The organism is Spirillospora sp. NPDC047279 (assembly GCF_040643285.1).
In the GTDB taxonomy this organism is placed as follows: Bacteria; Actinomycetota; Actinomycetes; order Streptosporangiales; family Streptosporangiaceae; genus Spirillospora.
Window position 1 is genome coordinate 1 of record NZ_JBEYUA010000021.1, and the last position, 15500, is coordinate 15500.

Below are 15500 nucleotides of genomic sequence, written 5' to 3' on the forward strand. Positions count from 1 at the left end.
GGCAACAAGGGCGTCATCTCCAAGGTGCTGCCCGTGGAGGACATGCCGTTCCTCGAAGACGGCACCCCCGTCGACATCGTCCTCAACCCGCTCGGTGTCCCCGGCCGCATGAACGTCGGCCAGGTCCTCGAAACCCACCTCGGCTGGGTCGCCAGCCGCGGCTGGAAGGTCGAGGGCGACGACGCCGACTGGAAGAAGGCCCTCAAGGCGATCGGCGCCGACGAGGCCGAGCCGTGGACCAACACCGCGACCCCGGTCTTCGACGGTGCCCGTGAGGACGACGTCACCGGCCTGATCGCGAGCACCCTGCCCAACCGCGACGGCAACCGCATGGTGGAGCCGGGCGGCAAGGCGAGGCTGTTCGACGGCCGTACCGGCGAGCCCTACAAGGACCCGATCTCGGTCGGTTACATCTACATCCTGAAGCTGCTCCACCTGGTCGACGACAAGATCCACGCGCGTTCGACCGGCCCGTACTCCATGATCACCCAGCAGCCGCTCGGCGGTAAGGCCCAGTTCGGCGGCCAGCGCTTCGGTGAGATGGAAGTCTGGGCCCTTGAGGCCTACGGCGCCGCCTACGCGCTGCAGGAGCTGCTGACCATCAAGTCCGACGACGTCCTCGGCCGCGTCAAGGTCTACGAGGCCATCGTCAAGGGCGAGAACATCCCCGAGCCCGGTATTCCCGAGTCCTTCAAGGTCCTCATCAAGGAAATGCAGTCGCTGTGCCTCAACGTCGAGGTTCTCTCCAGCGACGGCATGTCCATCGAGATGCGCGACACCGACGAGGACGTCTTCCGCGCGGCGGAAGAGCTCGGCATCGACCTGTCCCGGCGTGAGCCGAGCAGTGTCGAAGAGGTCTGAACAACTCAAGGGGAAACAAGTTGCTTGACGTCAACTTCTTCGACGAGCTTCGCATCGGTCTGGCGACCGCCGACGACATCCGCCAGTGGTCGCACGGCGAGGTGAAGAAGCCGGAGACGATCAACTACCGGACTCTCAAGCCGGAGAAGGACGGGCTCTTCTGCGAGAAGATCTTCGGTCCTACCCGCGACTGGGAGTGCTACTGCGGCAAGTACAAGCGCGTCCGGTTCAAGGGCATCATCTGTGAGCGCTGCGGCGTCGAGGTGACCCGTGCCAAGGTGCGCCGTGAGCGGATGGGCCACATCGAGCTGGCCGCGCCCGTCACGCACATCTGGTACTTCAAGGGCGTCCCGTCGCGCCTGGGCTACCTGCTCGACCTCGCCCCGAAGGATCTCGAGAAGATCATCTACTTCGCGGCGTACATGATCACGAGCGTCGACGCCGAGCGTCGCGACCGTGACCTGCCGACCCTCGAGGCGCACATCTCGGTGGAGCGGCAGCAGATCGAGCAGGCCCGCGACGCGCAGGTCGAGGCCCGCCAGCAGAAGCTGGAGGCCGACCTGGCGGAGCTGGAGGAGGCCGGGGCCAAGGCCGACCAGAAGCGCAAGATCCGTGACGGCGCCGAGCGGGAGATGAAGCAGCTGCGCGACCGCGCGCAGCGCGAGATCGACCGTCTCGACGAGGTCTGGAACCGCTTCAAGAACCTCAAGGTCCAGGACCTCGAGGGCGACGAGATGCTCTACCGCGAGATGCGCGACCGCTTCGGCAAGTACTTCGAGGGGGGCATGGGCGCCGCGGCGATCCAGGCCCGCCTGGAGAACTTCGACCTCGACGCCGAGGCCGAGCGCCTGCGCGACATCATCCGCACCGGCAAGGGCCAGAAGAAGGCCCGCGCCCTCAAGCGGCTGAAGGTCGTCTCGGCGTTCCTCAACACCCGCAACAGCCCGCTGGGCATGGTGCTCGACTGCATCCCGGTGATCCCGCCGGACCTGCGTCCGATGGTGCAGCTGGACGGTGGCCGCTTCGCGACCTCCGACCTCAACGACCTGTACCGCCGCGTGATCAACCGGAACAACCGGCTCAAGCGCCTGCTCGACCTGGGCGCGCCCGAGATCATCGTCAACAACGAGAAGCGCATGCTTCAGGAGGCCGTCGACGCGCTGTTCGACAACGGCCGCCGCGGCCGGCCCGTCACCGGGCCCGGCAACCGCCCCCTGAAGTCGCTCTCCGACATGCTCAAGGGCAAGCAGGGCCGGTTCCGTCAGAACCTCCTCGGCAAGCGCGTCGACTACTCCGGCCGTTCGGTCATCGTCGTCGGCCCGCAGCTGAAGCTGCACCAGTGCGGTCTGCCCAAGCAGATGGCGCTGGAGCTCTTCAAGCCGTTCGTCATGAAGCGGCTGGTCGACCTCAACCACGCGCAGAACATCAAGAGCGCCAAGCGCATGGTCGAGCGGGCCCGCCCGGTCGTGTGGGACGTGCTCGAAGAGGTCATCACCGAGCACCCGGTGCTGCTCAACCGCGCACCGACCCTGCACCGTCTCGGCATCCAGGCGTTCGAGCCGCAGCTGGTCGAGGGCAAGGCCATCCAGATCCACCCGCTCGTCTGCACCGCGTTCAACGCGGACTTCGACGGTGACCAGATGGCCGTGCACCTGCCGCTGTCGGCCGAGGCCCAGGCCGAGGCGCGCATCCTGATGCTCTCGACCAACAACATCCTCAAGCCGTCGGACGGCAAGCCCGTCACCATGCCCACCCAGGACATGGTGATCGGCCTCTACTGGCTGACGACCGAGCGCGAGAACACCAACGGCGACGGCCGCTCGTTCGGCTCGGTGGCCGAGGCCACCATGGCCTACGACCGCGCCGAGCTCGACCTCCAGGCCAAGATCCAGATCCGGTTCAAGGACGTCCCGCCGCCGCGCGGCTGGCAGGCGCCCGAGGGTTACGAGCCGGGTCAGCCGTACCGCCTGGAGACCACGCTGGGCCGGGCCCTCTTCAACGAGGCCCTGCCGGCCGACTTCCCGTTCGTCAACTACGAGGTCGGCAAGAAGCAGCTCTCGGCGATCGTCAACGAGCTGGCCGAGACCTACCCCAAGGTCGAGGTCGCCAACGCGCTGGACAACCTCAAGTCCACGGGATTCCACTGGGCCACCCGGTCCGGCGTCACCATCTCCATCGAGGACGTGGTGACCCCGCCCAACAAGGCCACGATCCTGCAGGGCTACGAGAACCGCGCCGACAAGGTGCAGCGTGAGTACAACCGCGGTCTGATCACCGATGATGAGCGCAAGCAGGAGCTCATCATGATCTGGAACGAGGCCACGGCCGAGGTCGCCGCGGACATGGAGCAGGCCTTCCCCAAGACCAACCCGGTCTGGATGATGGTCAACTCCGGTGCCCGTGGCAACCCGCTGCAGATCCGGCAGATCGCCGGTATGCGCGGCCTGGTGTCGAACCCCAAGGGTGAGACCATCCCGCGGCCGATCAAGTCGTCCTTCCGTGAGGGCCTCTCGGTCGTCGAGTACTTCATCTCGACGCACGGTGCCCGTAAGGGCCTGGCCGACACCGCGCTGCGCACCGCCGACTCGGGCTACCTGACCCGTCGACTCGTCGACGTGGCGCAGGACGTCATCGTCCGCGAGGAGGACTGCGGCACCGACCGCACGATCCCCTTCTCGGTCGCCGACAAGCTGCCCGACGGCACGCTGGTCAAGCCGGCCACGACCGAGACCGGCCTGATCGGCCGGACGATCGCCGAGGACGTCGTCGTCGACGGCACGGTGGTCTTCCCGGCCGACACCGACCTGTCGGACACGGTGGTGGGCCGCCTGGTCGAGACCGGCGTGGAGAGCGTCCGGACCCGTTCGGCCCTCGTCTGCGAGGCCAAGATCGGTGTCTGCGCCGCCTGCTACGGCCGCTCGCTGGCGACCGGCAAGCGGGTGGACGTCGGTGAGGCCGTCGGCATCATCGCCGCGCAGTCCATCGGTGAGCCCGGCACGCAGCTGACCATGCGCACCTTCCACACCGGTGGTGTGGCCGGTGGTGACATCACGCACGGTCTGCCGCGTGTCCAGGAGCTGTTCGAGGCGCGCATCCCCAAGGGTGTCGCCCCGATCTCCGAGGTCGCCGGCCGGGTCAAGATCGACGAGACGGAGAAGACCCGCAAGGTCGTCGTCGTCCCGGACGACGGCTCGGACGAGATCGCCTACCAGGTCCCGATGCGTTCCCGCCTCCTGATCAAGGAGGGCGAGCACGTGGACGTCGGCCAGCAGCTCATCGCGGGTGCGCAGAACCCGCACGAGGTGCTCCGCATCCTCGGCCCGCGCGCCGTGCAGCTCCACCTGGTCCACGAGGTCCAGGAGGTCTACCGGTCGCAGGGCGTGTCGATCCACGACAAGCACATCGAGATCATCGTTCGGCAGATGCTCAAGCGGGTCAACATCCTCGAGTCGGGTGACACCGACCTGCTGCCCGGCGACCTGGTGGAGCGTCCCCTCTTCGAGGAGACCAACCGCTCGGTCGTGGCCGAGGGCGGTTCGCCCGCCGCCGGCCGCCCGGTCCTGATGGGCATCACCAAGGCCTCCCTGGCCACCGAGTCGTGGCTCTCGGCCGCCTCCTTCCAGGAGACGACGCGAGTCCTGACCGAGGCCGCGATGCACGCCAAGAGCGACCCGCTGCTGGGCCTCAAGGAGAACGTCATCATCGGCAAGCTCATCCCGGCCGGTACCGGCATGCCGCAGTACCGCAACGTCCGGGTCGAGCCCACCGAGGAGGCCAAGGCCGCCGTCTACTCCGTCGGCTCGTACGACGACGGAGCCGAGTACGCCTTCGGCCAGGGCTCCGGCGAGGCCGTCCCGCTGGAGGAGTACGACTTCGGCCAGTACAACCGGTAACACCGAGGCCGCCTGAACGGCACCTCTGACGACACAGGAAGGCCCCTCCCGAGTCATCTCGAGAGGGGCCTTCCGTCTGTGCGGCGTGCGTTCAACCGTAGAGTCCGGCGACCGCGGCGCTCACCGGCGTCGCCGTGATCGCGTGGCGGCTCCCTGGGCGGTGACCGGGCCCGCCGTGCCCGGCTAGCGGGTGATGGTGATCGGCGTGGGCGGGACGTGCACGTGCTGGAGGCCGCCGTCCCCCTCGACGTAGCCGGACGCGCTCCAGGTCGCCGCACCCCGGACGAACCTGGCACCGTAGCCGGTCAACGTCACGCTGAAGGTCCGCGCGGTGCCGTCGCAGACCGAGGGCTCCAGATAGCCGATGGCGCGGGCGGTCTGTCCGTTTCTGGTCTGCAGCACCTCCAGATCGAGCACGCCGCGATCCGGCAGGCCCGAGGTGAACGGCCCGCAGGAGTAGTGGCCCGACAGCCGTACGTCCGTCGTGGGAGACCCCAGCCGTGCCCTGTCCGCCGAGATGGTCAGACCGGCCGCGGCCTGCGCGGTCGCCGGCAGGACGAGGCTCCCGGCGGCCAGGACGATGACGAGCGCTCTTCGACTCATGGGACTGCCCTCTTCCAGCTCCGTGTCGGCCCTCCGCCCCAGCGGAGCACCGCCGCCCCCGGCGGTCAAGAGAGCCCCCGGTGCGCGGGACCCATCCGTCAGGGGTGGTCGGTAGGCGCCGTCGCCCCGGCCACAGTGATCGTTATTACCGTGACTGGGTGGACTTTGTCGGGTTTTGGGTAGTTCGTCACGAGGTCAAGGGGAGCCGCGCACTAACGTACGAACGGGTCTTGAACAGGGGGAACGTACACATGACGAAGCTCATCGCCGCAGGTGTCGCCGGGGTCGCCACGGCCTTCGGGGCGGTCGCCGCCGCTCCCGCCCAGGCCGCGCCCCCGCAGCGGGTCACGGTGGACTGCCGCACGTACTCGGGGGTCGAGGTGTGCGGCGGGCTCACGCTGGACGCGAAGCAGAAGCAGTGCGTCCGGCAGGCGGTCGACCAGGGGATGAGCGAACGCCGCGCCGAGGTCGAATGTTCGCGCTAGATCCGTGTCGAGGCCGCTTCCCGAAGGGGGAGCGGCCTCGATCCGTTGTTGCGGGGTCATGATGGTGTTGGTGATCACGATGACCGGACGGGTGAGGGAGCAGGCATGGAACAGACGCGGCTCGGGGGCACCGGACTGAAGGTCTCGCGCATCTGTCTCGGCATGATGAGCTACGGAGACCCCGCGCGGCGGCCGTGGTTCCTGCCCGAGGAGGCCGCGGAGCCGATCGTGCGGCGGGCGGTCGAGGAGGGCGTCACGTTCTTCGACACCGCCGACGTGTACTCGGAGGGCAGGTCGGAGGAGATCACCGGGCGGTTGTTGTCCCGGTTCTTCGAACGGCGCGACGACTACGTGCTGGCGACCAAGGTGTACTTCCCGATGAGCGACCGGCCCAACGACGCGGGCCTGTCGCGCAAGCACGTGCTGGCGTCGATCGACGCGTCGTTGCGGCGGCTCGGGACCGACCACGTGGACCTCTACCAGGTCCACCGGTGGGACCACGAGACGCCGATCGAGGAGACCATGGAGGCGCTGCACGACGTGGTGAAGGCCGGCAAGGCCCGCTACATCGGCGCGTCCAGCATGTTCGCCTGGCAGTTCGCCAAGGCGCAGCGGGCCGCCGAGGTGGGCGGCTGGACCAGGTTCGTCTCGATGCAGAACCACTACAACCTCGCCTACCGCGAGGAGGAGCGGGAGATGCTGCCGCTCTGCGTGGACCAGGGCGTGGGCGTGATCCCGTGGAGCCCGCTGGCGCGCGGGCTGCTGGCGGGCAACCGGGAGCGCGGCGGCGAACGCCATACGCTGCGTTCGGCGAACGACGCGTACGCCGACGACCTGTACGGTGAGGCCGACTTCGACGTGGTGGACGCGGTGAAGGAGGTCGCGGGGGAGCGCGGGGTGACGCCCGCGCAGGTGGCGCTCGCGTGGCTGCTCCACAAGCCCGGCGTGGCCGCGCCGATCATCGGCGCGACCAAGCTGCGGCACATCGAGGACGCGGCCGCGGCGGCGGCGTTGAAGCTCGACGAGAAGGAGATCGAACGGCTGGAGGCGCCTTATCGGCCGCATCCGATCTCGGGGCACGAGTAAAGGCGTCCGTAAAAGGGGCCGTCCTCTCTTCGGAGGGGCGGCCTCTTCCCATGTCAGGGGAACGCTCCAGAGGGTTTCGGCGTCAATGTGGGGTGGTGATTTGCGATACCGCAGGCGATCGGGGCAGTCTGGGGGCGAAAGGCCCCTGGGCGGCGGTGACGTCGCTCCTTGGTCGAGATCGAAGGCAAGGAAGCCGCGTTATGCGCCGCGCGTTTCCGAGCCGGGAGGCACGGGCCTGGGAGACCCCCGGGATGACGGCGCTGAAGGAGCCCGACGATGACCGAGAACGACGGCACGCAGGGACCGCAGTCGCCGTGGCCAGACGATAAGGACAAGCCGGAGGCCGAGCAGGCCGAGGGCCAGAGCGCGCAGCAGGACGAGCCGCCCGTTCGCCCGATGGGCGACCGCACGGTGGTCTTCGGAGCCCCCCAGCTCGGAGGCACGGCGCAGCCGCCGCCTCCGCCCGCGCCTCCCGCATCCGCGCCGCCCGCGCCCACGGCACCGCAGGCCCCTCCGCAGCGGGAGACGCCCCCGCCGCCGCCCGCGACCATGATCGAGCCGATGCCCATTCCGGGTGCCGAGCAGCCGCCTCCGCCGCCGCCGCAGCCGTACGGCCAGGAGCCGCCGCAGTACGGTGCTCCGCCCCCCGGGGGCTACGGACCGCCGCCTGAGGCGCCGCAGCAGCCGTACGGGCAGTCACCCCCGGCGCCGCCCACCTTCGAGCAACAGCAGCAGCCCTACGGCCAGCAGCCGCCGCCTCCGCCGACCTTCGAGCAGCCGCCGGGCGGCGCCTACCCGCAGCAGCCGCAGCAGCCCTACGGCCAGCCGCCCGCGCAGCCCCAGCAGCCCTACGGGCAGCCTCCGTTCGGGGCGTCGCAGGAGCCGCCGGCGCCGACGGCCCCGCATGCGGCCGAGCCGTTCACGCCCCCGGCCGAGCCGGAGGCGCCGGCCGCCGAGGGCGCTGACCTCAGCGAGCGCACGATGATCGTCCCCGGCCCGGGGGCCGGCGCGCCCGCGCCGGAACGTCCCGCCGTGGACGACCAGGCGACGACCGCCTGGTCGCCGGGCCCCGACATCCCCGTCGCCTCGGGCCCGGAGCGCAGGCACGCCCCGCAGGAGCCGGCCGGCGAGCCCTGGCAGGTGCCGACCCCGCCCGCCACGCCCGAGCCCTGGACGCCGGAGTCGCAGTCCCCGCAGTCCGCACCGCCCGAGCAGCCGCGGCAGCCCTCCGTCGACTCCGACCGCACGATGATGGTCCCGCCGCCGGAGCCCGGCCTCGGCACGGCCTCGTCGGGCGAGGAGTCCCAGGGGTACGGCGCCCCGGCGGCGCCGGCCGCGGGCGCGTCCGACGCCGAGGACGTCCAGCAGACGCAGGCGTTCGACCCGTCCGCCGGGGGCAAGCCCGGCGAGCAGCCCCAGCAGGGCGGCCTGGGCGACGCGACCCGGCTGGACATGAACTACCAGCAGTGGGGCGGCGCGTCGGCGCAACCGCAGGCACCCGGCCAGCAGCAGCCCTACGGCCAGCAGCAGTACGGGCAGGAGGGGCAGCAGCAGTACGGGCAGGAGCAGCAGCAGTACGGCCAGCAGCAGCCTTATGGCGGCCAGCAGCAGTACGGCCAGCCCGAGGCTCAGCCCGGCCAGCAGCAGGGCTACGGGCAGCAGCCGGAGGGCCAGCAGGCGTACGGGCAGCAGGCGTACGGGCAGCAGCAGTACGGGCAGCAGCAGGGCTACGGCCAGGAGCAGCAGGGCTACGGGCAGGAGCAGCAGCAGGGCTACGGGCAGGAGCAGCAGCAGTACGGGCAGCAGGCCTACGGGCAGCAGGCCCCGGGTCAGCAGGCGCCGGGACAGTACGGCCAGCAGCAGTACGGCCAGCAGCCGGGATACGGCACCGGCGGCGAGGCCGACAAGAAGAGCGGCGGCAACAAGAATCTGCTGATCATCGTCGGCGGCGTGATCGTTCTGGTGATCCTCGTCGTGGTGCTGATCGCGTTCTTCCTCTGACCCGCCTCCTCTGACCAGCGGCGGAACGGAATGCCGGTGGGGCCCGCGCGCGTCGCGGGAACAACCCGCCGGCATTCCGTCGTTATAGTTGCCGGTAGAGAGTGGCGGAAGACACGGTGCTCCGCGAAGACCACTCGGCACCTGGCGGAGATCGGGGAACCCCGGCGAAGATCGAAAAGCCGGAAGCTCGATCGGGAAAAGCCATAAATGCCGTTCGCTTTGCACTTTGGCGTGGGGGTAGGTAACCTCTCTCCTTGTGCCCGCCGTGTGCGGGCCGCTATGCGTGCGCTCCGGCCAGCCCTTCTGGGGCAGGGCCCCGCGCCGCACTACTCCCCGGCTTGATTCGGCCCTTGCATGGGCCGGGCGGTCTGTGTCGGTCTGTGGATCCTGTGTGGATCAGGGACTACGGCGACACGCCCGACCGCGGGGGTCGGAGAGGTCGGGAAACCGGCAGGTCACAGCCTCTCGTGAGGTGGTGATGACGGGTCCCGCGTAAGCGGAACTCCCGCGAGAGCGGACTCCGCGCAAGTGGAACCCAGGCAGAACTAAGACTTACCGGCTCGGTACGAGGAAGACGGAGACGCGGTGCCCACGATCCAGCAGCTGGTCCGAAAGGGCCGCCAGGACAAGGTGACCAAGAACAAGACGCCCGCGCTGAAGGGGAGCCCCCAGCGCCGGGGCGTCTGCACGCGCGTCTACACGACGACGCCCAAGAAGCCGAACTCCGCGCTTCGCAAGGTCGCCCGTGTCCGGCTGACCAGCGGGATTGAGGTCACGGCCTACATCCCCGGCGTCGGACACAACCTGCAGGAGCACTCGATCGTGCTCGTGCGCGGTGGCCGAGTGAAGGACCTCCCGGGTGTTCGGTACAAGATCATCCGAGGTTCGCTCGACACCCAGGGTGTTCGCAACCGCAAGCAGGCGCGCAGCCGCTACGGCGCGAAGAAGGAGAAGAGCTAATGCCGCGCAAGGGCCCGGCTGGCAAGCGCCAGCTCATCGCCGACCCGGTGTACAACTCGCCGCTGGTCACCGCGCTGATCAACAAGATCCTTCTGGACGGCAAGCGCTCCATCGCGCAGAGCATCGTGTACGACGCCCTCGAGGGCGCCCGCGAGAAGACCGGCAACGACCCGGTCGTCACGCTGAAGCGCGCGCTCGACAACGTGAAGCCGACCCTGGAGGTCCGCAGCCGCCGTGTCGGTGGCGCGACCTACCAGGTCCCCGTGGAGGTGCGGCCCGCCCGCTCCACCACCCTGGCGCTCCGCTGGCTGGTCATCTACGCCCGCCAGCGTCGCGAGAAGACCATGACCGAGCGGCTGATGAACGAGCTGCTCGACGCGAGCAACGGCCTCGGCGCGTCTGTCAAGAAGCGCGAGGACACGCACAAGATGGCGGAGTCCAACAAGGCCTTCGCCCACTACCGCTGGTAACCCCGGCGGCATCAGGACTGACGACGAGACGCAGCGAGGACGACAGTGGCTACCAAAACCGGTGTAGACCTGGCCAAGGTCCGCAACATCGGGATCATGGCCCATATCGACGCGGGCAAGACCACGACGACCGAGCGCATCCTCTACTACACGGGGATGAGCTACAAGATCGGCGAGGTCCACGACGGCGCGGCCACCACCGACTGGATGGAGCAGGAGCAGGAGCGGGGGATCACCATCACCTCCGCCGCCGTGACCTGCAAGTGGCCGGTTGAGAACGTCGAGCACACCATCAACATCATCGACACCCCCGGGCACGTCGACTTCACCGTCGAGGTGGAGCGGTCGCTGCGGGTGCTCGACGGTGCGGTCGCGGTGTTCGACGGCGTGGCCGGTGTGGAGCCGCAGTCCGAGACCGTGTGGCGTCAGGCCGACCGCTACGGCGTGCCGCGCATCTGCTTCGTCAACAAGCTCGACCGCGTGGGCGCCGAGTTCCACCGCTGCGTCGACATGATCAAGGACCGCCTCCAGGCGACCCCGCTGGTCATCCAGCTGCCGATCGGCGCCGAGGCCGACTTCAAGGGCGTCATCGACCTGGTCACCATGAAGGCCCTGGTCTGGAACGCCGAGGCGAAGCTGGGCGAGATGTACGACACCGTCGACATCCCCGAGACCCACGCCGAGGCCGCCCGCGAGTACCACGACAAGCTGATCGAGACGCTGGCCGAGGCCGACGACGAGGTCATGGAGCTGTACCTGGAGGGCCAGGAGCCCACCGTGGAGCAGATCCACGAGGCCATCCGCCGCGCCACGATCGCCGGCAGTCTCACCCCGGTCCTGACCGGCACCGCCTTCAAGAACAAGGGCGTGCAGCCCCTGCTCGACGCGATCGTGCGCTACCTCCCCAACCCGCTGGACGACGGCGGCGTCGAGGGCCACGCGGTCCGCGACGAGGAGAAGGCGCTGTCGCGTGAGGCCAGCGAGGACCAGCCGTTCTCGGCCCTGGCGTTCAAGATCGCGAGCGACCCGCACCTGGGCAAGCTCACCTTCATCCGGGTCTACTCCGGCATCCTGGAGGCGGGCACCTCGGTGCTCAACTCCAACAAGGAGCGCAAGGAGCGGATCGGCAAGATCTACCGGATGCACGCGAACAAGCGTGAGGAGATCAGCCACGTCGGCGCCGGCGACATCGTCGCGGTGATGGGTCTCAAGCAGACCACCACCGGCGAGACGCTGTGCGACGAGAAGGACCCGATCGTCCTGGAGTCGATGAACTTCCCGGCGCCGGTCATCCACGTCGCGATCGAGCCCAAGACCAAGAACGACCAGCAGAAGCTGGGCACCGCGATCCAGCGGCTGGCCGAGGAGGACCCGTCCTTCACGGTCCGCACCGACGAGGACACGGGCCAGACCGTCATCGCCGGCATGGGCGAGCTCCACCTGGAGATCCTCGTCGACCGGATGAAGCGCGAGTTCAAGGTCGAGGCCAACGTCGGCAAGCCGCAGGTCGCGTACCGCGAGACCATCACCCGCAAGGTCGAGAAGATCGAGTACACCCACAAGAAGCAGACGGGTGGCTCGGGCCAGTTCGGCCGCGTGATCATCGACCTCGAGCCGCTGGGCGAGGGGAACGACGGTTACGAGTTCGAGAACAAGGTCACCGGCGGCCGCATCCCGCGGGAGTACATCCCGTCGGTCGACGCGGGTTGCCAGGAGGCCGCCGAGTTCGGTGTCCTCGCCGGCTACCCCATGGTCGGTGTCAAGGTCACCCTGCGAGACGGCGCCTACCACGAGGTCGACTCGTCGGAAATGGCGTTCAAGGTCGCCGGTTCGATGGCGTTCAAGGAGGCGGCCCGCAAGGCGGGCGCCACGCTCCTCGAGCCCATGATGTCCGTCGAGGTCATCACGCCCGAAGAGAACATGGGCGATGTGATCGGTGACGTCAACAGCCGCCGCGGTCAGGTCCAGTCGATGGACGAGCGCGCGGGCATGCGGGTCGTCAAGGCGGTCGTCCCGCTGTCGGAGATGTTCGGCTACGTGGGTGACCTGCGCAGCAAGACCCAGGGCCGGGCTGTTTTCACCATGCAGTTCGACTCCTACGCCGAGGTTCCGGGGAACGTCGCGCAGGAGATCATCGCCAAGGCGCGGGGCGAATAGCACCGGGCCTGCCCAGGATCACCAACCAAGCCATTAAGCATCAGGCGGTCGTCTAGGCGGCCGAGGATCGCACAGCTACAAGGAGCAAGCAGTGGCGAAGGCCAAGTTCGAGCGGACGAAGCCGCACGTAAACATCGGCACCATCGGTCACATCGACCACGGTAAGACCACGCTTACCGCGGCGATCACCAAGGTGCTTCACGACAAGTACCCGGACATCAACCCCTTCACGCCGTTCGAGGACATCGACAAGGCGCCGGAGGAGCGCGAGCGCGGTATCACCATCTCCATCGCGCACGTCGAGTACCAGACCGAGGCGCGCCACTACGCCCACGTCGACTGCCCGGGTCACGCCGACTACATCAAGAACATGATCACCGGTGCCGCCCAGATGGACGGCGCGATCCTGGTCGTGGCCGCCACCGACGGCCCGATGCCGCAGACCAAGGAGCACGTGCTCCTGGCCCGCCAGGTCGGCGTTCCCTACATCGTCGTCGCGCTCAACAAGTGCGACATGGTGGACGACGAGGAGATCCTGGAGCTCGTCGAGCTCGAGGTCCGCGAGCTGCTGTCCGAGTACGAGTTCCCGGGCGACGACGTCCCGGTCGTGCGCGTCTCCGCCTTCCAGGCCCTGCAGGGAGACGAGAAGTGGGCCGAGTCGATCATCGAGCTGATGACCGCGGTCGACGAGAACGTCCCCGAGCCGGTCCGTGAGACCGAGAAGCCGTTCCTGATGCCGATCGAGGACGTCTTCTCGATCACCGGTCGCGGCACGGTCGTCACCGGCCGTATCGAGCGCGGCGTCGTGAACGTCAACGAGGAAGTCGACATCATCGGCATCAAGGAGACGTCGACCAAGACGACCGTCACCGGTGTCGAGATGTTCCGCAAGCTGCTCGACCAGGGCCAGGCCGGTGACAACGTCGGTCTGCTCCTGCGCGGCATCAAGCGCGAGGACGTCGAGCGCGGCCAGTGTGTCATCAAGCCGGGCACCAACACCCCGCACACCGACTTCGACGCGCAGGTCTACATCCTGTCGAAGGACGAGGGCGGCCGCCACACGCCGTTCTTCAACAACTACCGTCCGCAGTTCTACTTCCGGACCACGGACGTCACCGGCGTGGTGAACCTCCCCGAGGGCACCGAGATGGTCATGCCGGGCGACAACACCGAGATGAAGGTCGAGCTGATCCAGCCGATCGCGATGGAAGAGGGCCTGAAGTTCGCCATCCGTGAGGGTGGCCGGACGGTCGGCGCCGGTCGCGTCACCAAGATCACCAAGTAAGACCCTCTTACGGTACGGGCGGCCCGACGGCCCGGAAGGCAGCCGGGCCGCCCCGTATCGCGAGATCCAGAAGTAACAGCGGCACTACCAGTAAAGGACACCGAGGCCACCATGGCGGGACAGAAGATCCGCATCCGGCTCAAGGCCTACGACCACGAGGTCATCGACACCTCCGCGAAGAAGATCGTTGAGACGGTGACGCGGACGGGCGCCAAGGTCGCGGGCCCGGTGCCGCTGCCGACCGAGAAGAACGTGTACTGCGTCATCCGCTCGCCGCACAAGTACAAGGACAGCCGTGAGCACTTCGAGATGCGCACGCACAAGCGGCTGATCGACATCATCGACCCGACGCCCAAGACGGTCGACTCGCTCATGCGGCTCGACCTTCCGGCCGGCGTTGACATCGAGATCAAGCTCTAAGGGACGCACCAGAGATGAGTACGCAGAGGAAGGGCGTCCTGGGCGAGAAGCTCGGCATGACCCAGGTCTTCGACGATGAGGGCCGGATCGTTCCGGTAACCGTCGTCCAGGCCGGGCCGTGTGTCGTCACCCAGCTCCGCTCGCAGGAGAAGGACGGCTACACCGCCGTCCAGATCGGGTTCGGGCAGATCGACCCGCGCAAGGTGAACAAGCCGCGCACGGGTCACTTCGAGAAGGCCGGCGTCACGCCGCGCCGTTACCTCGTCGAACTGCGCGCCGACGACACCACCGAGTACGAACTCGGCCAGGAGATCACCGTTGAGGTGTTCGAGGCCGGCCAGAAGATCGACGTCACCGGGACCAGCAAGGGCAAGGGCACCGCGGGTGTCATGAAGCGCCACGGCTTCAAGGGCCTCGGCGCCTCTCACGGCACCCAGCGCAAGCACCGCTCGCCCGGTTCGATCGGTGGCTGCGCGACCCCCGGTCGTGTCTTCAAGGGCCTCCGCATGGCCGGTCGTCACGGCAACTCCCGGACCACCGTGCAGAACCTGACCGTCCACGCCATCGACACCGAGAAGAACCTGCTGCTCATCAAGGGCGCGGTTCCCGGCCCGAACGGCGGCGTGGTCCTGGTCCGCGACGCAGTGAAGGGAACGGGCAAGTGACCTCCAAGGTGAACATCGACCTGCCCGCGGAGATCTTCGACGCGAAGACCAGCGTGCCGCTGATCCACCAGGTCGTGGTGGCCCAGCTGGCCGCGGCGCGCCAGGGCACCCACTCCACCAAGACCCGCGGCGAGGTCCGCGGCGGTGGCAAGAAGCCGTACCGGCAGAAGGGCACCGGCCGCGCCCGTCAGGGCTCGACCCGCTCGCCCCAGTTCGCCGGCGGTGGTGTGGTGCACGGCCCGCAGCCGCGGGACTACAGCCAGAAGACGCCGAAGAAGATGAAGGCCGCCGCCCTGCGCGGCGCCCTGTCCGACCGTGCCCGCTACGGGCTGGTGCACGTGGTGGACAACCTCATCGACGGCGACGCCCCGAAGACGAAGACCGCGCTGGGCAACCTGCGCGGCGTGACCGGCGACGCCAAGCGCGTCCTCCTGGTGCTCGACCGCGAGGACGAGCTCACCTGGAAGAGCCTGCGCAACGAGCCGAGCGTGCACGTCATCGTCTCCGACCAGCTCAACACCTACGACGTGATGGTGAACGACGTCGTCGTCTTTACCCAGGCGGCCTACGACGAGTTCATCTCCCGCGCGGCGAAGAAGTAAGGGGGAGGACCT

The 15500-nt window shown here is 68.5% G+C and carries 12 protein-coding genes and 1 pseudogene; 12 read left to right on the forward strand and 1 reads right to left on the reverse strand.

Annotation, left to right across the window (positions count from 1 at the left end):
• Positions 1–861 (forward strand): annotated as a pseudogene (locus ABZ810_RS39220) (DNA-directed RNA polymerase subunit beta); the annotation flags it as partial.
• Between the two features lie 20 nt (positions 862–881).
• Positions 882–4754: a DNA-directed RNA polymerase subunit beta' gene (locus tag ABZ810_RS39225; RefSeq protein ID WP_358411989.1), complete on the forward strand. Its 3873-nt coding sequence runs from the start codon at positions 882–884 to the stop codon at positions 4752–4754.
• Positions 4755–4937: 183 nt separating this feature from the next.
• Here ABZ810_RS39225 and ABZ810_RS39230 read toward each other — a convergent pair whose 3' ends face one another.
• Positions 4938–5357 (reverse strand): hypothetical protein, encoded by a 420-nt coding sequence (locus ABZ810_RS39230; protein ID WP_358411990.1) that lies wholly within the window; start codon positions 5355–5357, stop codon positions 4938–4940.
• 251 nt (positions 5358–5608) lie between these two features.
• Here ABZ810_RS39230 and ABZ810_RS39235 point away from each other — a divergent pair, with 251 nt between their 5' ends.
• From ABZ810_RS39235 to rplD, 10 genes are all read left to right on the forward strand, one after another.
• Positions 5609–5842 carry a hypothetical protein gene (locus tag ABZ810_RS39235; RefSeq protein WP_358411991.1) on the forward strand — a complete coding sequence of 78 codons (234 nt, stop codon included), beginning with the start codon at positions 5609–5611 and terminating at the stop codon, positions 5840–5842.
• 105 nt (positions 5843–5947) lie between these two features.
• A complete protein-coding gene (locus tag ABZ810_RS39240) occupies positions 5948–6928 on the forward strand; it encodes an aldo/keto reductase (RefSeq protein WP_358411992.1) in 981 nt (326 codons plus the stop codon).
• A gap of 276 nt (positions 6929–7204) precedes the next feature.
• Positions 7205–8929 (forward strand): hypothetical protein, encoded by a 1725-nt coding sequence (locus tag ABZ810_RS39245; protein ID WP_358411993.1) that lies wholly within the window; start codon positions 7205–7207, stop codon positions 8927–8929.
• 585 nt (positions 8930–9514) lie between these two features.
• Complete coding sequence (gene rpsL, locus ABZ810_RS39250; protein WP_019632621.1) at positions 9515–9889, forward strand: 30S ribosomal protein S12; 375 nt, start codon at positions 9515–9517, stop codon at positions 9887–9889.
• Positions 9889–10359 (forward strand): 30S ribosomal protein S7, encoded by a 471-nt coding sequence (gene rpsG / locus ABZ810_RS39255; RefSeq protein WP_151558974.1) that lies wholly within the window; start codon positions 9889–9891, stop codon positions 10357–10359. The genes rpsL and rpsG overlap by 1 nt, the downstream gene beginning before the upstream one ends.
• Positions 10360–10404: 45 nt before the next feature.
• Positions 10405–12516 carry an elongation factor G gene (gene fusA / locus ABZ810_RS39260; RefSeq protein WP_358411994.1) on the forward strand — a complete coding sequence of 704 codons (2112 nt, stop codon included), beginning with the start codon at positions 10405–10407 and terminating at the stop codon, positions 12514–12516.
• A gap of 91 nt (positions 12517–12607) precedes the next feature.
• Entirely contained in the window at positions 12608–13801 is a 1194-nt protein-coding gene (gene tuf / locus ABZ810_RS39265; protein ID WP_358411995.1) for an elongation factor Tu, read from the forward strand.
• 111 nt (positions 13802–13912) lie between these two features.
• On the forward strand, positions 13913–14221 hold the full coding sequence (gene rpsJ / locus ABZ810_RS39270) for a 30S ribosomal protein S10 (protein WP_018657599.1): 309 nt from the start codon (positions 13913–13915) through the stop codon (positions 14219–14221).
• Positions 14222–14235: 14 nt separating this feature from the next.
• The gene (rplC, locus tag ABZ810_RS39275; RefSeq protein WP_358411996.1) at positions 14236–14886 is read left to right on the forward strand and encodes a 50S ribosomal protein L3; all 651 of its coding nucleotides are present in this window, start codon (positions 14236–14238) and stop codon (positions 14884–14886) included.
• Positions 14883–15488 carry a 50S ribosomal protein L4 gene (gene rplD / locus ABZ810_RS39280; protein ID WP_358411997.1) on the forward strand — a complete coding sequence of 202 codons (606 nt, stop codon included), beginning with the start codon at positions 14883–14885 and terminating at the stop codon, positions 15486–15488. Before rplC ends, rplD begins: the two co-directional genes overlap by 4 nt.
• The last annotated feature ends 12 nt before the right edge of the window (positions 15489–15500 follow it).

Coding starts and splice junctions, on each gene's coding strand:
- ABZ810_RS39230 (WP_358411990.1), bottom strand. CDS start 5,357: ATGAGTCGAAGAGCGCTCGTCATCGTCCTGGCCGCCGGGAGCCTCGTC.
- ABZ810_RS39235 (WP_358411991.1), top strand. CDS start 5,609: ATGACGAAGCTCATCGCCGCAGGTGTCGCCGGGGTCGCCACGGCCTTC.
- ABZ810_RS39240 (WP_358411992.1), top strand. CDS start 5,948: ATGGAACAGACGCGGCTCGGGGGCACCGGACTGAAGGTCTCGCGCATC.
- ABZ810_RS39245 (WP_358411993.1), top strand. CDS start 7,205: ATGACCGAGAACGACGGCACGCAGGGACCGCAGTCGCCGTGGCCAGAC.
- rpsG (WP_151558974.1), top strand. CDS start 9,889: ATGCCGCGCAAGGGCCCGGCTGGCAAGCGCCAGCTCATCGCCGACCCG.
- rpsJ (WP_018657599.1), top strand. CDS start 13,913: ATGGCGGGACAGAAGATCCGCATCCGGCTCAAGGCCTACGACCACGAG.
- rplC (WP_358411996.1), top strand. CDS start 14,236: ATGAGTACGCAGAGGAAGGGCGTCCTGGGCGAGAAGCTCGGCATGACC.